Genomic DNA, 20179 nt, shown 5'->3' with positions numbered 1-20179 from the left:
TTTCATGCCGAAAAAAATCATAAGAAATCTTCAGTTTGGAGTTGGTTTATCGCTATTGATTCTTATAGCGAGTTCAATAGCCTCCTATTTAAGCATTCAAAATCAAATGGAGCACAGGGAAAGTTTATCCCAAAGCCGCCGTTCTGTTACCGCAGTAAAGGATGTGCTGATTGCTCTTTTGGATGCAGAAACAGGAAACAGAGGCTACCAGCTAACAGGAAAAGAAAGCTTTCTGGAACCTTATGAAAGAAGCCTTGTAGACTATCCTAAAGCGATTGAACGTGCAAAATCTTTGGATATTAAAGATAAAGTACAGTTGGATCGTCTTAATAATTTAGAAAAAAACGTCAACAGCAATATCAGCAATCTGAAATACTTTGTTGAAAACAGACATAAAGGCATTGTGATGACTCAGCAACAGGTGTTATTGAGCAAAACTTACATGGACAAATGCCGCCAGCTGGTCCGTGATTTTGTGCAATACGAAGAAACACAGCTTGCTATTAAAAATAAAGATCTTAACCGCTCGTCCAATACAACGGTTTTATTCATTATTTTTTCAGCTATTGCAGCTATTGTTGTAACTACGTTCTTTTACATCAAATTAAGAGCTGATTTAATTCGCAGAGACAAGCTAGAAAAACAGTTAAAGGCAAAAGATCTTGAGATCAGCAGACGTGTAAGTGCTATTCAGCAGATTGCCAACAGAGTAGCCAACGGGGATTACAGTCAGAAAGTCGTCGACAATTCACAGGATGACCTCGGAGATCTGGTAGATTCTCTGAATCATATGACGGATTCTCTCAAAAAATCTTTCGATAAAATCAATAAAAGTGACTGGCGTCAGAAAGGCCTTGCTTTATTAAATGAATCCTTGGTTGGCAATAAATCAGTCAAAAAAGTATCGGAAGAATCTCTGAATCAACTGGTAGAATACGGAAGCTGCATCAATGGATCATTATATCTTTATGATGAAGGTGTTTTAAAACTGAATACCGCTTTCGGATTGGAAAGCAATATGAAAAAAACTTTTGAACCTGGAGAAGGAATGGTAGGTCAGGCCTTTAACAGCGGAAAGACTCAGGTTTATAATAATCTTCATGAAGATGATTTTGTAGTTACTTTTGCCAGCAGCACTATACAGATCTATGGAATCATACTAATTCCGATTTTTGCAGATGGTCATAACATCGGGGTTCTGGAATTGGGATCAACTTCGAATTTTGAAGAAGACAGAATAGATTATTTCACAGAATGCAGCAGAAATATCGGAATTGCTTTAAGTGCAGCCAAGGGTCGTGAAAAAGAGCAGCAGTTATTGGAAGAAACTCAGGCTCAGTCTGAAGAATTACAGGTACAGCACTCCGAATTGGAAAATCTTAATACCGAACTGGAAGCTCAAACCCAAAAACTGCAGGCTTCAGAAGAAGAGCTTAAAGTTCAGCAGGAAGAATTAATGCAGGCCAATGCTGAGCTTGAGGAACGTTCACGATTACTGGAAGATAAAAATCATATGATTGCCGAGCGTAACAACGAAATTCAGAAAAAAGTTGAAGAACTCGCGTTAAGCACAAAATATAAGTCTGAGTTCCTCGCTAACATGTCTCATGAACTTCGTACTCCTTTAAATTCCATTCTTCTTCTTTCAAGATTAATGGCTGAAAATCCTGATGAAAATTTAAATGAGGATCAGATTGAATCGGCGAAAGTTATTCAGAGCTCAGGAAGCAGCTTATTAACCTTAATTGATGAAATTTTAGATCTTGCAAAAATTGAATCCGGAAAAATGACACTGGAATATCAGGAAGTAGTGATCGAGGATGTTGTAAAAGATTTAAAAAACTTATTCAACCCTGTTTTTCAGGAAAAAAGACTTCAATTCAATATCCAGATAGATCATGATGTTGAAACAGAGATCGAAACAGACAGACTCCGCGTAGATCAGGTTTTACGTAATCTGTTATCCAATGCCCTGAAATTTACGGAAGAAGGAAGCATTAATTTAAATATTCAAAAAGACCCTAAAAATAAAAACTTCCTTGTTTTCAGTGTAAAAGACACTGGAATAGGAATAGCAGAAGAAAAGCAAAAAATTATTTTTGAAGCTTTCCAGCAGGCCGACGGCTCTACCCGCAGAAAATTCGGAGGAACTGGTCTTGGACTTTCAATAAGCAGAGAGATTGCACGCCTTTTAGGAGGAGAACTGATCCTGAAAAGTAAAGTCAATGAAGGAAGTGAGTTCAGTTTGATCATACCGATCAAAGCGATTCCTGAAACACCACATCATGAAACAGATCAGAATCTGGTAGAAACTATTCGCGAAGATGTTGAAGAAATTCAGAATATTCTGGGGGAAGGTGAAATACAGCATTTAGTGGCAGAAAACACTCTGGAAATCCCTGAAGATGTGGCAGATGACCGCGACACTATTACTGAAGATGATAAAGTGATCTTAATTGTTGAAGATGATACGAATTTCGCAAAAGCACTGTTAAAATATTCACGTTTACAGAATTATAAAGGAGTCGTTGCTGTAAGAGGAGATCATGCTGTTTCAGCAGCCATTCAATATCATCCATCGGCTATTTTACTGGATGTTCAGCTTCCTGTGAAAGATGGATGGCAAGTGATGGATGAATTAAAATCAACTCCTGAGACCAAGCACATACCTGTTCACATGATGTCTGTTCTTCATGTAAAAAAGGAAAGTTTAATGAAAGGAGCTATTGATTTCATCAACAAACCTGTTGCTCTGGATCAGATGACCGACGTATTCAGGAAAATTGAAGAAGCTCTCAAAAAATCACCTCAAAAAGTTTTAATTGTTGAAGAAAATGCGAAGCATGCAAGTGCCCTCTCCTATTTCCTGAGCAATTTTAACATCTCTTTATCGGTAGAAAATAATGTGGAAGACAGCGTAAATGCCTTAACAGGAGATCACGTAGATTGTGTAATTCTAGACATCGGCGCTTCAAAAGGTAATGAATACCAGATTATTGAATCTATTAAAAGCTATGAAGGACTGGAGAATTTACCTATTATTATTTTTACAGAAAGAAACTTATCTAAATCTGAAGAACTTAAAATTAAGCAATACGCTGATTCTATTGTCGTTAAAACAGCACATTCTTATCAGAGAATTTTAGATGAGGTAGGTTTATTTTTGCATCTGGTTGAAGAAAAAAACAATACAGAAACCGTAAAAAACAAAGTTTTAGGCTCATTAACCGAAGTATTAAGCGGTAAAAAAATCTTAATTACAGACGATGATGTACGAAACATTTTCTCGTTGACAAAAGCACTTGAAAAATATAAAGTAGAAGTTGTTCTGGCTATGGATGGCAAGCAGGCATTGGAAAGGATGAAAGAAAATCCGGATATCGATGTAGTCCTGATGGACATGATGATGCCGGAAATGGATGGGTATGAAACCATTAAAGAGATCAGGAAAACACCGGTATATGCCCGACTTCCGATTATTGCCATCACAGCAAAATCAATGATTGGCGAACGAGAAAAATGTATCGCAGCCGGAGCTTCTGATTATATTTCAAAGCCTGTAGATATCGATCAATTACTATCTTTGCTGCGCGTTTGGCTTTATGAAAATTAAACAGCTAGAATTCTGATGAATAAGAAAATTTTAATCGTGGACGATGATCCGCGTAATATATTTGCATTAAAACTGACACTGAAATCACGAGGTTTTCAGATAGTAAGCAGCACGATGGCTCAGGAAGCTATTGAAATGCTGCAAAAAGATGATCAGATCAATGTCATTTTGATGGATATGATGATGCCGGAAATGGACGGGTATGAAGCCACTAAAATTATTAGAAACACTCCGGCTATCAGTCAGATTCCCGTTATTGCCGTGACTGCACAGGCAATGCCGGAAGACCGTCAGAAATGTCTGGATGCCGGCGCTCAGGACTACATATCAAAACCAATCGATGTGGATCAATTAATAACTGCTATAGAAAAATTATCATAAATGCTGGAACCAAGTGTCGTAAAAGATGAAGAGGTAGAATACTTGATCAAAGATGTTTATGATATGTACGGATATGATTTCTCCGAGTACAGCAGGGCTTCTTTTAAACGTAGGGTGAATAGAATTTGTCTGATTGACCGATTTACAAGTTTCGCAGAGCTCAGATACACCATCCTGAATGATCCTGAATACTTAAAACGTTTTGTAGAAGAAATTACAGTGAATGTAACAGAAATGTTCCGTGATCCCCAGTTTTTTAAAACGTTAAGAGAAAAAATTTTACCGCAATTAGGTACTTATCCCCTGATCAGAATCTGGATTGCAGGATGTTCTACAGGAGAAGAAGCTTATTCAATGGCTATTTTGCTGAAAGAAGCTAATCTTTACCATAAATCGCTGATTTACGGAACAGATCTTAATCCATCCGTTCTGGAAACAGCAAGAGCAGGCGTTTTTCCTTTGCAGCAAATGAAATTATACTCTGAAAACTATATGTTATCAGGTGGTAAAAAGGATTTTTCAGATTATTACACTGCCAATTATGACAGTGTAAGGTTTGATAAAAGTTTGCAGGAAAAATTAATTTTATCAACCCATAATCTTGTTTCTGACAGCTCTTTCAACAGTTTTCAGCTTATTGTATGCCGAAATGTGCTGATCTATTTTGACAGAGGCCTGCAGGAACGCGTTTTTAAGCTTTTTGACAACAGTCTGGAAAATCTGGGATTTTTGGCTTTAGGATCTAAAGAAACATTGAGGTTTTCGAAATTAGATAAAAATTATCATCAGGTTGAAGATCAGAAAATATGGAAGAAAATAGAGCATAATTAAAATATTCCCATGAAAACACAAAACACAAATACTGAAATGGTCGTGATAGGAGGATCTGCGGGAAGCCTGCAGGTTATTCTTGAAATGATTAAAAATGTACATCTTGAAATAGCATTCCCGATTTTGCTGGTCGTGCATCGTAAGGCACATTCAGCCAGTATTCTTCCGGTTTTGCTGCAACAGTTTTCGGCAATGGAAGTGATTGAAATAGAAGATAAAACAGAGATTAAAAACAATAAATTATACATTGTTCCCGCAGATTATCATTTGCTGTTTGAAGATAAAAAAATAATGTCGCTGGACAGTTCGGAGAAAATGAATTATTCACGACCGTCGATTGATGTTACCTTTAAATCTGCTGCAGAAATTTATGGTGAAAATCTGGTCGGCGTATTATTGTCAGGAGCAAATGCTGATGGTGTTGAAGGTCTACACTACATAAAAAAAAACAAAGGAAAAGTCTGGATTCAGGATCCCGAAACGGCTGAAGTAGACTATATGCCGAAACATGCTGCAGATGAAATTGAATATGATTTATTGATTAAACCAGATAATCTGGCTAATTTTATCAATCAATTATAAAAAATAAAAGAAACAAATTAAGAATTAAATAGTACTAATTATGAGTAAGAAGAAAATTTTGATTTTTGATGATGACACTACTATTTTAGAGGTGATCACTATCATTTTTGAAGAAAATGGTTATCAGGTCGAAATTTCAGAAACATCCCATGACATACTGGAGAGGGTTTCCAGTTTTCAGCCGGATGTTATCCTGATGGATAATTGGATCCCGAAAATCGGAGGAGTGGAAGCGACAAAGCTTTTAAAAAGCCATGAAGAGTTCAAAACAATTCCGGTAATCTATGTGACGGCAAATAATGATATCGTTGCTCTCGCAGAACAGGCTCAGGCAGATGATTACGTTGCCAAACCGTTTAATCTGGACGACCTTGAAGAAAAGGTTGCTAAATATTTAAACTAAATCATTCTAATACAGTAAAAGTCCCTGATTGCAGGGACTTTTTATGTTTAGTTATATTCGTTTTTGTCTTTCAAACGGCAGTTCTTCCCTCCAGTTCCGAATCCCTGTTTCTTAAGTAATTTAATTCTCTTTCCAGATCTTCAAGGTTGTATTCAATGCTGTTGAGCTGAAAAATAAGGGTTGATAAAAAGACTTTTAAATTAGGATGTACAGTAATTTTATCTGAAAATGTAGGAACAATAATCATTGTTTTTGAAACAATATTTTTAACCAGAATATATTCATTTAAAAGGTTGATATCCAGATTAAAATTCTTTCTGATATTTAAAATTAAATATTCATATACCAGATCTCTATTTTCTTTGTGGTCGATCATCTTTGTGAGTTTTAGGGTAATAAAATCTGAGCCAGAAGATATTAAGATATTGTGGCCAGGAAGTTGAAAAGTGTTCGTTATTATTAATTTTAATTTTGCTTAAAAATATTGATAACATCTGCCGTCCCCCACTTCCCTCTTTTGGCTTTGTTTTCCCAGCCAATTTATATTTCCGCCTCAGGCTCAGGTTTATATAAGTAATATTTATGCCATAGTGAATATTCTGAGATTTAATTTGAATCAAAATATTTTTTTAAGATCTGATATACTTTTAATATTGAGTTCAGCAGCCTGTTTCCTGCGCATCATCAATGCATAAGAATTATTAAAACCTAATGGTTTCAGCCATTGGATGCCATACTGTTTTTGAAAGGCAGAATTGACATACCGATAGGTCTTGTCCGGACTTTGGGTAACCTTTTTAAGTTCTTCCTGTGATGGTTTAAGTAATACCAACAGGCCGGTTCCTGTATATTCAGGGTAAAAATCTATCGCATCGTTCATTAATGCATCAAAACAAATCTTCGTTCCCCCAAGTCCGGTTTTGGTCTGCACCTGATAATTGGTATAGCCTTCGATCAGCATTTTATACATTTCTGCAAGAATATACTGTTCTCCAAATATTTTAGAGCCAATGCGTACCGTTTGTCCGGTTCCATGAGTGGAATTTTTGTACAGTTTATTTTTTATTAAAAAATCTTTTGCAATTTTTTCAGGAGTCTGATTGAGATAATCGGATTTGTAATTCAGATCCGTCATGATGGAATCATTAAACTTCCCCTCCAGCAGATTCAGTGTTTTTTCCAATTCCGGAAATTTTTCCAGTGTTTTTGTTTTAATAACCGGAGCCGCATAATAGGGCGGAAATATTTTTTTGTCATCATTCAGAACATACAGGTCAAAAGCCTTAATTCGTCCATCCGTTGAATATCCGCTGATCAGATCAAGTTCTTTTTCATAAGCCGCTTTATACATAATAGCATCACTTACAACGACAGGATTTACATTCAGTCCATAAACAGAACGTAAACCGAGATCGCCATCCTGCCTTCCCATAAATTCCGGTGTAAAACCTGCTTTAATTTTTTGGTGAGAAACAGAAGTCAGTCCATAAGCCACCCCTACTATAATCACTATTGCAGGAACAATATATTTCACCTTTTGAAATAACCTGTATCCCGATTTTTGTAAAACAGCAATCGTCTGATCCAGCAAAATCGCCAGTAATGCAGCCGGAATCGCACCCGCTAAGATCATATTGGTGTTATTCAGAGAAATTCCGCCAAAGATAAATTCACCAAGCCCTCCTGCCGCAACAAATGAAGCCAGGGTTGCCACTCCGACATTAATAACTGCGGCTGTTCTTATCCCCGCAATGATAACAGGCATTGCCAGAGGAAGTTCTACCCTGAACAAAAGCTGGCTTCTATTCATTCCCAAAGCTTTTGCAGCTTCAACAACAGTCGGATTTACCTCTGTAATTCCCGTATATGTATTTCGGATAATAGGTAACAGCGCATAAATCAGCAATGCTATAATAGCAGGCTTAGCTCCGATTCCAAAAGCAGGAATCATGAAACCTAATAAGGCAATACTTGGAATTGTCTGTAAAATTCCGGCCAGACCGAGAACAGGAGTTGATAATTTTCTTTTTCGTGCGATCAATATTCCCAAAGGCACACCGATTACAATCGCCAGAATCAATGAAAGAAAAGTCAGCCCCAGATGCTGTACAATCTGAGTCAGCAGCTTTTCCTGCTGCTCCATAATAAACTGCCAAAGACTTTGCTGTGTCATACAATCTGTAATTTTCTATAATCATTAAATGCTTTGATCAGATTTTCATAATGTGCGGTATTTTTATGATCTGAGCTTAATTTTTGCAGGGCGTTCCAGACACTTGTTGTTTCTTCGAAATTAAACTCATCATCCTTATTTTCAGGATTTATAAAACTAGAAATATCTTTTAAAGTCGCTATTTTATATTCCAGCAAAAGACGGTTTTCCGCAAAAAAATCATTGACAAAATCATTTTCAGAATGGTACAACATTTCTTTTGGTGTTCCTGTCTGCACAATTTTTCCTTTATCCATAAGACAAATCCGATGTCCCAGTTCAAATGCTTCCTGCACATCGTGAGTCACCAGAATAATGGTTTTATTCTTGAGTTCTTCCAGAGATTTAAATTCTGTATGAATATCTGCTTTCGTAATATTATCCAAAGCTCCGAAAGGCTCATCCATTAATAAAACCGGAGTATTCGCTATTAATGCTCTGGCGATCCCTACTCTTTGCTGCTGACCGCCACTCAGCTCGCCTGGAAAACGAGAAAGTACATCTTCAGAAAGATGAAGCTTATACAAAAGCTCTTCCGTTCTGCTTATGGTCTTTTTTTTCTCCCATTTTAACAATTCCGGGACAACGGCAATATTTTGTTTAACAGTATAATGAGGAAATAACCCGGAATGCTGCATGACAAAACCTATTCCCATCCTAAGTTCTTCAACTTTTTTGTCACGGATATTCTGACCATCGATTATAATATTTCCTGAATCTGCGGCAATAAGACGATTGATCATCTTAAGCGTTGTTGTTTTTCCGCAGCCGCTAGTTCCCAGAAGCACCAGAATTTCCTGATCATGGGCCTGAAAAGAAATATGGTCAACGGCAGGCTTTCCGTTAAAACTCTTCGAAACCGATTCTACTGTAATCATAGGCAAATTATTGAGCAAGTCTGATTCCTGTGAACTGCCATTTCAGGTTGGTCTGGAAGAAATTTCGATACGTATTTCTACTGTGTCCGTTTGGAGTAGCTTCTGAAGCACCACGAAGGACCATTTGGTTAACCATAAATTTCCCATTGTATTCGCCTACCGCTCCGGCTTCTTTTTTAAATCCCGGATACGGTAAATAAGCAGAATTTGTCCATTCCCAACGGCTTCCCCATTCAAAATGTTCAGATGCAGCTTCCCATTCCTCTTCAGTAGGCAAACGCATTCCTTTCCAGGATGCAAAAGCGGAAGCTTCGTAAAAATTGATATGACAAGCGGCAGCATGAAGATCTACTTCCTGCAAGCCGTTTAAAGTATAATTCATCCATTTCCCATCGATCATATGCCAGTATAATGGGGATTTTGCAGCGTTTTGTTTCACCCAGTCCCAGCCTTCTGCATGCCAGTATTTAAAATTTTGGTATCCGCCATCTTCCATAAATTCCAGGTATTCTTTATTGGTAACCAATTGACTGGCTATTTCAAAATCATTAAGATATACTTTATGCCTTCCCAACTCATTATCAAAACAAAAACCATTATCCATAAACCCTATTTCGTAAATCCCTTCAGAAAATTCAATCATTTTTCGATCTTCGAAATTATGTTTTTCTGTTTTTCCATCATTGATATAGGCAGGAAAAAGAGGGTTGTGTCCAAGAATATATTTAATATCCGTAATCAATAATTCCTGATGCTGCTGCTCATGATTGAGTCCCAGCTCCAGTAAAGATTCAACAGTTTCGGTCATAAATTCGCTTTGCAGAAATATTTCCATCTGCTGGTCAACATATTTTCGGTATCTGTAAATATCTGAAACAGACGGACGGCTCAGATTTCCTCTGTCCGTGCGGATAACTCTTGTTCCGATGGTTTCATAATAGCTGTTGAAAACGAAATTATACTGCGCATCAAAAACTTTATAATCAGGAAAATTCGGGATTAAAATAAAGGTTTCAAAAAACCAGGTCGTATGCCCCAAATGCCATTTTGGGGGACTTACATCTACAATAGGCTGTACAACGTAATCTTCAATTTCCAAAGGAGCACATATTTTTTCAGAATACTGACGTATGTCTGTATATTTTTTCACTAAATCTGCGGTAATAGTATGGGGTATCATGTTTTTCGTTTTTCAGTTTATTATTTTACTTGCCATGCGGTATCTACAAACCATTTTTTTGAATCCTTGATTTCTCCGATCGCTTTAAAACCTGATTTCATACCCAGTTCTCTTATTTTTTCAGCCGAAAATTTTTGTGAGATCTCCATGTCAATGAGTTCATTTTCTTCAAATACAAAATTTTCGTTTGCGATCTGTACATTTTGGTTCATGCGGCTTACCAGATAACTTTTGCAGGCTCCGCTTTCCGGATCATAGGTTTCATAATGCTGAAACTGATCCAGTTTAAAATTACCATTAAGTTCCCTGTTGATACGGCTCAGCAGATTCAGATTAAATGCTGCTGTGACACCTGCTTTATCATTATAGGCGTCCAAAATAAGCTGAGGATTTTTCTTTAAGTCAAATCCCATTAAAACAACATCTCCTGAAGAAAGATTTTTATTTAAATTAAAACAAAAATCTTCAGCTTCTTCGAGGCTCATATTTCCTATATTACTTCCTAAAAATAGAATCACTTTTTTCCGTGAGGATAGTGAAGCTGCTTTCTGAAGCATTTCAAAATACTCTCCTTCAAGCCCTATAATTTGTAAAGCCGGTAGCTGTGTACTTAATTTATCTTTCAATATTGAAAGAATATTTCCGGAAATATCAATGGGCATATACGTAAAATCCATTTCTTTTTCAACAAGATACTGCAGCAGAAAAGTAGACTTCATCGCATCTCCGACCCCTAATTCAATCAAGTCGAAAGGTTCATTTTCGGGAATAATGAGCTGAGCCAGTTCGGCTGTTTTATTTTTGAAAATATCCAGCTCACATTTGGTAAGGTAATATTCCGGCATAGCCATAATTTCCTGAAAAAGACGATCCCCTTTTTTATCATAAAAATATTTTGAAGATAATCGTTTGGGATTGCTTTTTAAACCTTCAAGCACATCCTTGCGAAAATTTTCTGCAGGATCATTCTTCACATGAAGGTTTTGATTTAACATTAAATTCATATGTTTTAATTTGTGTGGTTTTTACATAGCTACAACTTTCTTGCCGCCAACTATGAATTTCAAAAATCTATCTCCCAATGAGCCTGATATATGAAGTAATTCTAATGAAAATCTGTGTGTTACTCTACAAAAAACTCTTTTTGATCCTCCCTGATTACTATTGAGAAAAAGAAGATTCCTTTTCAGCTTGCACCGATATATTGACATTAAAATAATATTCAAAATCAATAAAAACATAGAACAAATTAATTCAAAATAAAAATTATTTAATTTTTTTTTAAGGAAATATTAAATATTATGTCATATAATGTTATCTGTATGTTAACGCATTTGCAATGGAGTTCGGAATAATTTTGCGATACAATTTTGAAGTATAAAAAACAATGAAAAAAATAATCTGTGCTATCGCATTATTATCTTTCAGCCTTGCTTTCTCGCAAGAAACCAGTTCTAAAATTTTTGGAAGGTTAAGAGGAACGACTTCCGAAATGACCATTAAAGTAGTTCATGTTCCTACCAACAGTACTTTTGAGACAAAAAGTAACACCAAAGGTCAGTTCAGTTTAGACAATCTTCAGCCGGGAGGTCCTTATCATATTGAAATTATGGATGGGTCCACTCTTGTGTATTCCAGCGATAATGTGCAGCTTTCACTGGGAAGCAATGATCTTCCTGTGGTAGAGCTTGGCAGCAAAGAAAAGACAATTGATGAGGTAAAACTGACTTCCAAAAAGACCATCGTAAAAAATGGTGTGGGAATAAGCCAGGCACAGATTTCCGGGCTTCCGAATATCAACAGGGGAATTCAGGATGTAACCAAACTGGTTCCTCAGAGTGCAAACAATTCTTTCAACGGAACCAATTTCAGATATAACAACGTAACGATTGACGGCTCTATCAATAATGATGCGATAGGATTCAGCCCTTCTTTGGGAGGACAAACAGGAACTTCGGGAATGCCGGGAAGCAGCACCCGTTCAAATTCCATCAGCCTTGATGCTATTCAGGATGTACAGGTTTATATCGCTCCTTATGATGTAAAATTAGGAAACTTCCTAGGTGGAAGTATCAACGCCGTAACAAGAAGCGGAAGTAATAATGTAGAAGGATCTTTATATGCTTATGGCAGAAATGCATCTATCACAGGAAGAAACAGGGTCGGTGACAATTCAAAAATGCCGAATTCTTTTGAAGATTTTATTTATGGAGGAAGAGTGGGCTTACCTGTAGTAAAAGATAAAGTTTTCTTATTCACCAATTTAGAGTATACAAAAAGAACAGATCCTGTTTTTTATAATGCCAATGATCCGAATGCATTAGTGAATGAAACTGTAGCCCAACAGATTTCTGATTTTGTACGAAATAAATATAACTTCAATGCAGGCAGTTTCAATCAGTACAATAATTTTTCCGAAAGTGCGAAACTTTTTAATAAATTAGACTGGAAAATCAACGATAAGCACACGCTATCCATTAAAAACAATACGGTATTTTCGCAGGCTTCAAACCTTGAAAGAGATGGTGCCAATTTCCGTTTTTCAAGCATGGATTTTGTTCAGAAAAACAATGCCTCTACCACTACTTTAGAATTGAAAAGCCGTTTTAATGACAAATGGAACAATAATTTGGTGGTCGGATATTCATCCATTCACGATTATAGGGATCCTACATCAGAAAATTCGATGTTTCCACAGGTTGAAATTGCCTACAACGGAGGAACTATTTTGCTAGGAAATGACAGAGAGGCTACTGTTTTCAATATGAAGCAGAAAACTTTCGAGATCACCGATAATTTAACCTACAAAACGGGACATCATACTTTCTTACTGGGCACTCATAACGAGCTTTATAATATTGATTATGGGTTTGTAAATGCTCTGAACGGAAGAATTTCATATAAAAGCCTGAATGACTTCTACAATTCAAATCCGTCAAGAATCAGAGGAACTTATCCTTTCAACGGGACCGACAGGCAGACTCTTTTTGATAATCCTTATGCGCAATATAAAGTCAATTTATTATCACTGTACTTCCAGGATGAAATCAATTTGGGAAGACTGCGACTGACTCCGGGAGTAAGAGTGGATTATACAGATTTACCGAACAAACCGGCCATGAGTCCTCAGGTAACCAATTCTCCTCAGGATCCAAGTTTTGGAAACACCTATACATACACCCCTCTAAGCCAGCTTACTAATGACTATCTTAACAAGCCTACTCTATCTCCGAGATTAGGATTTACATTGGATCTTACACAGGACAGATCTGTAGTCATGAGAGGAGGTTCGGGTATTTTTGTAGGAAGAATTCCTTTTGCATGGCTGGGTTATGCTTATTATAATGATGGAGTTGGCTTCGGAAGTTATGACTATAATGCTCCTACTGCTGCTCAGCTGGCTGCCAACGGCGATCCTCTGGTAAGCGGAAATTTCCCGAAATGGCAAAATTCTTCAAAAGTACAGGTAGATTTAATTGATAATAATTTTAAAATGCCTAGAGTCTGGAGAAGTTCATTAGCGTTCGATTATACTTTTTCAGGATATAAACTGACACTGGAAGGTATCTACACAAAAGTTCTTTATGATCTTAAATTCCAGCAGGTGAACAAAACAGACAACGTTACCTACTTCAGCTACGATACCAACCATGAAATGCCAATTTATACGACCAATATCAATTCCAACTTCTCAAATGCCTATATGCTTTCGAATACCAAAGAAGGATACAGATATAATTTAACGGCTCAACTTGCCAAGTCTTATAACTTCGGTTTCAATTTCTTCGTGGCCTATACCTATGGTGATGCAAAAGATATTACCAACGGAATCAGAAATTCCATGGAAAGCAACTGGCAGATGAATCAGTCTCTGACTCCTAATGATCCTCAGCTGTCTACCTCCAACTTTGCAATCAAAAACAGAATTGTAGCGAACCTTGGCTACTCTTTAAATCTATCAAAATCCAACAGGCTTTCTGCCAATGTGTATTTTAATGCGCAATCAGGAAATCCGTTTTCTTGGGGATTCATCAACAGTACCATCGCCAATACGGGACAGGCAGCAGGTTTGGCCTATGTCTTCAAAGATGCGGCTGAAGCTGCAAAATATCTTGCGCCTATCAAAGATGCGGCCGGTAATATTACAGTAACCACGGCTCAGCAGGTGGCTGATTATGAAAAATTTGTCAGCGGTAATGAATATCTGAACAGCAGAAGAGGAAAATTCACCGAAAGAAACGGAGATGTTACCCCTTGGAATATTCAGGCAGATTTCAAAATCATGGATGAGATCAGATTAAGTGAAAAATCTAAAAATACCATTCAGATTTCATTAAGTATCATTAACCTTACTAATTTACTGAATAAAGATTGGGGGAAGGTTTATTTTGTTCCGAACACCTTTAACTCAACCGCGAGTGTAGGCTTAACAAAAGTTGGAAATATCGCTTCAGGACAGCCGTCTGCAGGTGACCCGACCTATAATTTCACAACCCCTACTTTACCCTATACTATTGATCAGTTTGCATCAAGATTCCAGGCTCAGCTTGGTATCCGATACAATTTTTAATTATTGTCTTTCATTTATACTTACTATAGATTCTTTCAGAAGAAGTCCGGATTTTCTTTCCAGGCTTCTTCGTTTTTTTTTATATTAAAACTGATTAAAAATAAAAAGAGAAAATGCAGGGACTACAAATTCTCTTTTTAATAATAGGTGACAGGTAAGATGTTATGCCTTAATTCCTTTTACCCAATCCTGTACTTTACCGATCTGCTCCATAAAGAAAGATTCATGCTCTTCTTTTTCTTCAGGACGATTGACAAGTATATGTTCAAAGTAGGTTCCTTTCAGTACTTTTCTCAAAATACCTTCTCCTAAAAACGGTTTATAATCGTTCAGAGCCTGAGTAGCTTTCAGTAAATGTCGGATATCATATTGCAACGGGTTGATGTCTGGAACCTGTTTATTAAGGTTCAAAAGACTGTAAACTGCTATTCTTGCAGTTCTCACAGAACTTTCCATTGTGAATACTACATCATTATTGGTTTCTATAAACTGTCCCACCAACCCTAAATTGGTACATCCTTCCGGAACCACTCTCGGGCGGTCTCCCTGTGCTCTCGGCATAAACATAGACGTAATATAAGGCATGAAAGAAGTACGTACAATCGTATTTTCAACCACATTATCCAGCTGATCTGTGATGCCGAGATGATAGCTCAATTCTGCAAGAATTTCATTTCCTGTACATTCCGGCATTGTTTTTTTAATGTGGTTTCCTTCTTTATCCATCAGAAGAGCATATACCCAAACCACCAGAATATCATCCGGCTGAGTAGGAAAATGGGGCTGTCTGTTGCAGGTAAAACTCATGACCCAATTGGAGTCCGTAATGGTAACAATACCTCCGGTCGCCGTTCTTCCGGAATAAGGATCATTGACACACAATTCTTTTAATTTCTCTGTAAATGCAGAAGGTCGACAGGTCAGTGTAGCAGATTCCCAGGCGGATTTTTTGATATTGCCACAGAATTTTTCAGGTTTACCGAAAACTTCAGATTTTGCCGCAAGATTTTTCCAGAGTTTCCATCCGGCGCTTTCTCCGGCACTGCCATTGCTCAAAGTGATTTCCGGAGCTGTAGTATTATCTCCATAGAAAGTACTTTCGGTCATAGAACCGGTGGTAATAATTACATAATCATCTTTTCCGACAGGTATTTTAACTTCTTCACCATTCTGTTCGGTAATAATTCCTTCTACTTTTTTTCCTTCGGTATTGATTTGAATATCAAGATCTTTAACCAGTGTATTAAACTGTATCTGTACACCTTTTTCCACTAAGAAGTTTTTTAAAGGAGTAACAAACGTATCATATTGATTGTATTTTGGGAAAACAAGACATGAGAAATCCTTCATTCCGTCAATTGCATGTAAAAATCGGTGCATATATAACTTCAGTTCCAGCAAAGAATGCCAGTTTTCAAAAGCAAACATAGAACGCCAGAAAAACCAGAAATTACTGTTCAGAAATGATTCTGCAAAATAATCTTCAATGCTGAGGTCGTCGAGCTCTTCTTTTTTCTTCAGCAGAAGTTTAATAATAGCCAACTGATCTTTTTTCTCAAGTCCGAATTTACTGAAATCCTGAATCTGTCCCTGATTATGAATCAGTCTGGCTTTAGAATAATTAGGATCATTATCATTTACCAGACGGTATTCATCCAATACACTGTATGGCGCAGGAAGTTCCAGTGCCGGAATATCCTGAAATATATCCCAAAGATTTTCATAGGTCATATCCATTTCTCTTCCCCCACGGATAATATAGCCTTCTTCTGCATTACCGGCGCCATCCAGCGAACCTCCTTCTATATTAAGCTGATCCAGAAATATGATGTTTTTTCCGGGTACATGACCGTCGCGGATAAAATAATAGGCGGCCGACATTCCGGCAATTCCACTGCCCACAATATAAATTTTGGAATTGTCATAAGATTGTACAGGAATCCCTTTGTTTCGCTGATAGTTGCCTATCTGATCGGAGAAGGGCATTGTTTTTTCGGGAGTATTAATCTGAACCTCTTTGCTTGAATCGGGTTCATGATTTATTTTTCCAAACTGCTCAGAAGCATTTAAAACATTTTCGAATTTTGAATTGATCGTACTCATTTTGTTTTGTTTTTTGAACAATATAAAGGTACTCGTATTCATAAGGCGATATATATCCCCAATGTCAGAATTATCATCCCCAAATTCTCAACTCTGAATATTTTCTCTGATCCGGTATTCCGAAGGAGAAATGAGCGTATGTTTTTTAAAAAAACGTCCGAAAGCAGAGGCAGAGTTGAACTGAAGTTCAAAAGCTATTTCGGATATCGTGACCTCAGGGTTTCCAAGCATGACAAAAGCTTCTTTCAAAAGGGTTTCGTCAATCACCTGATGAGGGGTTTTACCGCTTGCTTTCTTAATGATTTCGATAAGATATTTATTGGACACAAAAAGCTGATCAGCATAATACTGAACGGTTTTCTGATGTCTTATATTTTCTCGGATCAATTTTGTAAATTTTAGAAAAATATCTTTATTACCATCTTTTTCCAGACTATTTTCACTTTCTTTTTCGACAATTTCTGCTGTCTCCAACAGAATATTAAAAATAATGGTCCGAATAATTTCCTCTGTAAATTTCCCCTGTTTTTCAGATTTTTCTTTAAGGTAATCCAATAAATTCTGTAGCAATAAGGAATTCTTAGCCGCTGTTTTAATGATACTGTAGGAACCTTTGCAAAATAGGTTCATTTTTTCGATAATAAAAGGATTTGAAATATTTTTGATCAGAAAATTTTTATCAAAAAACAGCAGTTTCATTTTAAAATCATCGCTTGTTTTCAGAAATCTGACGATCGTGGATGGTGCAGCAATAAGAAAACTGTGTGTTTTCAGCTGATAGGTTTCTAGATCGATCTTAATTTCTATTTCGCCTGCCGTACAAATACATAAGGCGTAATAATCCATCCTGAAAGAGGTTCTGGGAAATTCAAAAATATGTTTTCCGGATGATATGTAATAAGACTGCCGGCAATCGATGTTGTAAAAAGATAGCGTATCATGCAAATTTTCGTAGGTGATCATGCTGATGATTTGGTGAGAAAATTTTACTGTGTTTTGAAAAAATCAATGATTAAAATTCTCGTTATTACTGCAATTTACAAATTTTATAAATATTATTTGTTTTATAACTGATGATAATTGTTCATTAAAGAATACAATTCAAAGCGAGTATAGAAAGTCTATATTTTACTTTAGATAAAATCTTTAAACTTAGGGAAGCTCTAAGTCTTCATCATTTTTCACCTTAATGATTTTCCAGCTGTAAAAATTAAATAACTCCTGAAACTATTTGTATAAATTTTATCATTTTTAACGAAAACAAGTTAATTTAATACCTGTTTTTAGGTAATTTGAAGCTTATTTTTCATTAATCCATCAAATGGTATGCTTTGTGTTCATCAAATTTAAATTTTATTTACTTCAAAAATTAATAACCAAAGTCCGTTTATTCATGAAAAAACTATTAAATATCATCGCCCTGATGATTTTTTCTCAATCATTTTTTTCTCAATATTTTATATTAACGCCCAAGGGGTTTGTATCTAATGACAACACTGATTATGTTGTGATTGATGTTCCTAACACAAAGCAAAAAGATTTGTACAGAAATGTATTAAATGCTCTATCCACCATGTATAAAGATCCTAAAAATGTTTTAAGTCTGGTAGAAGGTGAAAGTATTACCGTAAAAGGTTACGAAGAAAAAGTGATCCCTCACAAGTATAAGCTCAACCCTCTTCTGATAGGAAAAGCAACCATGAAGTACGATGTATCTTACACCATAAATATTCTCTTTAAAGATAATAAGATACGCATTAACAGTCCTACTTTTGAATGCAGAAGATGGTATCAGGGTGATTATAAATCCGGATGGGATGAAGGCTGGGCCTATTTGAAACTAAGCAAAGAAAAAAATGCCAGAACTTCGATTTTTGAGAAGAATGGAGAAGTAACTTCGGAAGAATCTTATAATGCACTCAATACTCATTTTAACTCATTGATTAATGAGATTCTTGAGAAATCAAAGAAGGTAAATGACTGGTAATATATTCATAAAGTAAAAACCCGTTGTGCATTTTGCGAAATTTTGGTATTAGATTAGTCGGTTCGAGTGTTTTTTCATAACAAAGTGGATAAAAAATGTATCTAGAACAAATTCATCTTCAAAATTACAAACTTCTCGATACGATTTTTTTCAAAAATCGTATCGAAGTGACGAAAACAAATTAAAATGCACAACGGGTTAATTGAAAGTATATTTATACATAATGATCAGATTTGTCCAAACTAACTTCAGATATACACTTAGTTTTTTGAGAATTATTGGTTTAATGATAACGATTGTAGTAATTCTCAAATTAATTTATTCTCTACAACATACGATATTGCTTCTGTTATATTATTCACTCCTATTTTTTCAAATAACTTACTTCTGTGAAACTTAACTGTACTGGCAGAAACAAAAAGTTCTTCAGCAATCTCTTCGATGGTTAACCCCCGAAGATAAAGTCTGATAATCTCTCTTTCTCGTGGCTTTAGTGAAACTTTAAATTCTTCCTGCCATTTTCCGGTACTCAGATTATAATGCCACAAAACATCTGATGTCTCCGACACAATACGAATATTTCCAGCCGTACGTTTAAGAGAATAAGAAACGACACATACAATTTTGGAAATATTTCCTTCTTCACACAATTCTATAGGTGTAAGCTTATGGTTGATCAGTACATCGATATTATTCGTATTTTTAATATGGAAATCATAAGTAATCGTGTGGGATGTTTTTTCTTCAGCGGGAAGGCATTCAAAGAATTTGAATCCTGAAGTATTCACTTTTCTGAGAATTTCAAGATCCTCTGTTTTGGTGTATTGACGATAAAAATTATATCCTAATTTTTCGACCTCCACAGATTTTAATCCTGAAAAAAGGTATGGGTTTTGTGAAATAAATTCGATTTTTTCTTTTTTCAGATCCACTATGTAAATACAGCCAAAACTGCTTCTGGCAAGCACTTTAAGTACTTCAAGGTATTGTTTTGAAACATTTTTTCCTTTTGAATGGCTATCTTTCCAAAGTGAATTTATAATCTCATTCATACAAATTTTGATCTGATAAAACTTAGTATCAAAACTATACAAAAGTATAGTAATATTAAAATTTTATTAAATTATTTTTACCTTTATATTAGTAATTATATAAAATTTTAAAAAAATCCAATTCCAAAATGAAAAAATTCCACAATCAATTAGGCTATTACGTTATACTCAGACTATAACTTTATTACAAATTTCAATGATTTTAAAATTGCTATAAAATCATCTTTAATATAGAATATCCTTACTGCAAGAAAATTTAAAGTCTTGTGGCATTTGTTTTTAATTGTACTTCAACCAATTTAAACGAATAACCTACTTTATTCATCATATTAAATTAAAACTTAAAAAGTTTAATTATCATAAAATTGGTTCAAATAATCGCTGCGG

General features: G+C 35.9%; 15 protein-coding genes. 7 read left to right on the top strand and 8 right to left on the bottom strand.

Annotated features, from left to right (window positions below; genetic code table 11):
* The first annotated feature begins 4 nt into the window (after window positions 1-4).
* From M2373_RS15335 to M2373_RS15315, 5 genes are read left to right on the top strand one after another with little or no spacing between them, the layout of a single operon-like run.
* Window positions 5-3613, top strand: coding sequence for a response regulator (locus M2373_RS15335; RefSeq protein WP_259111925.1), 3609 nt, complete (start codon window positions 5-7; stop codon window positions 3611-3613).
* Window positions 3614-3628: 15 nt separating this feature from the next.
* Window positions 3629-3994, top strand: coding sequence for a response regulator (locus M2373_RS15330; RefSeq protein ID WP_259111924.1), 366 nt, complete (start codon window positions 3629-3631; stop codon window positions 3992-3994).
* On the top strand, window positions 3995-4825 hold the full coding sequence (locus tag M2373_RS15325) for a protein-glutamate O-methyltransferase CheR (protein ID WP_259111923.1): 831 nt from the start codon (window positions 3995-3997) through the stop codon (window positions 4823-4825).
* Between the two features lie 9 nt (window positions 4826-4834).
* The gene (locus M2373_RS15320) at window positions 4835-5407 is read left to right on the top strand and encodes a chemotaxis protein CheB (protein WP_259111922.1); all 573 of its coding nucleotides are present in this window, start codon (window positions 4835-4837) and stop codon (window positions 5405-5407) included.
* Window positions 5408-5447: 40 nt separating this feature from the next.
* The gene (locus tag M2373_RS15315; RefSeq protein ID WP_259111921.1) at window positions 5448-5810 is read left to right on the top strand and encodes a response regulator; all 363 of its coding nucleotides are present in this window, start codon (window positions 5448-5450) and stop codon (window positions 5808-5810) included.
* Window positions 5811-5880: 70 nt separating this feature from the next.
* Here M2373_RS15315 and M2373_RS15310 read toward each other — a convergent pair whose 3' ends face one another.
* The 5 genes from M2373_RS15310 to egtD form a co-directional block, all read right to left on the bottom strand.
* Window positions 5881-6186: a hypothetical protein gene (locus tag M2373_RS15310; RefSeq protein WP_259111920.1), complete on the bottom strand. Its 306-nt coding sequence runs from the start codon at window positions 6184-6186 to the stop codon at window positions 5881-5883.
* A 240-nt stretch (window positions 6187-6426) separates the two neighbouring features.
* On the bottom strand, window positions 6427-7983 hold the full coding sequence (locus M2373_RS15305) for an ABC transporter permease/substrate-binding protein (RefSeq protein WP_259111919.1): 1557 nt from the start codon (window positions 7981-7983) through the stop codon (window positions 6427-6429).
* A complete protein-coding gene (locus M2373_RS15300) occupies window positions 7980-8900 on the bottom strand; it encodes an ABC transporter ATP-binding protein (protein ID WP_259111918.1) in 921 nt (306 codons plus the stop codon). Before M2373_RS15300 ends, M2373_RS15305 begins: the two co-directional genes overlap by 4 nt.
* A gap of 7 nt (window positions 8901-8907) precedes the next feature.
* On the bottom strand, window positions 8908-10080 hold the full coding sequence (egtB, locus tag M2373_RS15295) for an ergothioneine biosynthesis protein EgtB (protein ID WP_259111917.1): 1173 nt from the start codon (window positions 10078-10080) through the stop codon (window positions 8908-8910).
* A gap of 20 nt (window positions 10081-10100) precedes the next feature.
* A complete protein-coding gene (gene egtD, locus M2373_RS15290; RefSeq protein ID WP_259111916.1) occupies window positions 10101-11084 on the bottom strand; it encodes an L-histidine N(alpha)-methyltransferase in 984 nt (327 codons plus the stop codon).
* Between the two features lie 383 nt (window positions 11085-11467).
* On the opposite strand from egtD, the gene M2373_RS15285 reads away from it, so the two are divergent.
* The gene (locus M2373_RS15285) at window positions 11468-14650 is read left to right on the top strand and encodes a TonB-dependent receptor (protein WP_259111915.1); all 3183 of its coding nucleotides are present in this window, start codon (window positions 11468-11470) and stop codon (window positions 14648-14650) included.
* Between the two features lie 162 nt (window positions 14651-14812).
* Here M2373_RS15285 and M2373_RS15280 read toward each other — a convergent pair whose 3' ends face one another.
* Both M2373_RS15280 and M2373_RS15275 read right to left on the bottom strand, forming a co-directional pair.
* Window positions 14813-16753 (bottom strand): oleate hydratase, encoded by a 1941-nt coding sequence (locus M2373_RS15280; RefSeq protein ID WP_259111914.1) that lies wholly within the window; start codon window positions 16751-16753, stop codon window positions 14813-14815.
* An 87-nt stretch (window positions 16754-16840) separates the two neighbouring features.
* Window positions 16841-17716, bottom strand: coding sequence for an AraC family transcriptional regulator (locus M2373_RS15275; RefSeq protein WP_259111913.1), 876 nt, complete (start codon window positions 17714-17716; stop codon window positions 16841-16843).
* Window positions 17717-18146: 430 nt separating this feature from the next.
* On the opposite strand from M2373_RS15275, the gene M2373_RS15270 reads away from it, so the two are divergent.
* A complete protein-coding gene (locus M2373_RS15270) occupies window positions 18147-18740 on the top strand; it encodes a DUF4468 domain-containing protein (RefSeq protein ID WP_259111912.1) in 594 nt (197 codons plus the stop codon).
* Window positions 18741-19048: 308 nt separating this feature from the next.
* Here M2373_RS15270 and M2373_RS15265 read toward each other — a convergent pair whose 3' ends face one another.
* On the bottom strand, window positions 19049-19792 hold the full coding sequence (locus tag M2373_RS15265; RefSeq protein ID WP_259111911.1) for a LuxR C-terminal-related transcriptional regulator: 744 nt from the start codon (window positions 19790-19792) through the stop codon (window positions 19049-19051).
* Between the last annotated feature and the right edge of the window lie 387 nt (window positions 19793-20179).

This window comes from Chryseobacterium sp. JUb7 (assembly GCF_024806495.1).
GTDB lineage: Bacteria > Bacteroidota > Bacteroidia > Flavobacteriales > Weeksellaceae > Chryseobacterium.
Note: the sequence above shows the minus strand (reverse complement) of the source record. Positions and strands in the feature narration are given on the sequence as shown.

Excerpts from the sequence above, each read along its gene's own strand:
- M2373_RS15280 (WP_259111914.1), bottom strand. The coding sequence starts at position 16,753 with ATGAGTACGATCAATTCAAAATTCGAAAATGTTTTAAATGCTTCTGAG.
- M2373_RS15285 (WP_259111915.1), top strand. The coding sequence starts at position 11,468 with ATGAAAAAAATAATCTGTGCTATCGCATTATTATCTTTCAGCCTTGCT.
- M2373_RS15265 (WP_259111911.1), bottom strand. The coding sequence starts at position 19,792 with ATGAATGAGATTATAAATTCACTTTGGAAAGATAGCCATTCAAAAGGA.
- M2373_RS15275 (WP_259111913.1), bottom strand. The coding sequence starts at position 17,716 with ATGATCACCTACGAAAATTTGCATGATACGCTATCTTTTTACAACATC.
- M2373_RS15300 (WP_259111918.1), bottom strand. The coding sequence starts at position 8,900 with ATGATTACAGTAGAATCGGTTTCGAAGAGTTTTAACGGAAAGCCTGCC.
- egtB (WP_259111917.1), bottom strand. The coding sequence starts at position 10,080 with ATGATACCCCATACTATTACCGCAGATTTAGTGAAAAAATATACAGAC.
- egtD (WP_259111916.1), bottom strand. The coding sequence starts at position 11,084 with ATGAATTTAATGTTAAATCAAAACCTTCATGTGAAGAATGATCCTGCA.
- M2373_RS15310 (WP_259111920.1), bottom strand. The coding sequence starts at position 6,186 with ATGATCGACCACAAAGAAAATAGAGATCTGGTATATGAATATTTAATT.
- M2373_RS15305 (WP_259111919.1), bottom strand. The coding sequence starts at position 7,983 with ATGACACAGCAAAGTCTTTGGCAGTTTATTATGGAGCAGCAGGAAAAG.
- M2373_RS15325 (WP_259111923.1), top strand. The coding sequence starts at position 3,995 with ATGCTGGAACCAAGTGTCGTAAAAGATGAAGAGGTAGAATACTTGATC.
- M2373_RS15335 (WP_259111925.1), top strand. The coding sequence starts at position 5 with ATGCCGAAAAAAATCATAAGAAATCTTCAGTTTGGAGTTGGTTTATCG.
- M2373_RS15315 (WP_259111921.1), top strand. The coding sequence starts at position 5,448 with ATGAGTAAGAAGAAAATTTTGATTTTTGATGATGACACTACTATTTTA.
- M2373_RS15330 (WP_259111924.1), top strand. The coding sequence starts at position 3,629 with ATGAATAAGAAAATTTTAATCGTGGACGATGATCCGCGTAATATATTT.
- M2373_RS15270 (WP_259111912.1), top strand. The coding sequence starts at position 18,147 with ATGAAAAAACTATTAAATATCATCGCCCTGATGATTTTTTCTCAATCA.
- M2373_RS15320 (WP_259111922.1), top strand. The coding sequence starts at position 4,835 with ATGAAAACACAAAACACAAATACTGAAATGGTCGTGATAGGAGGATCT.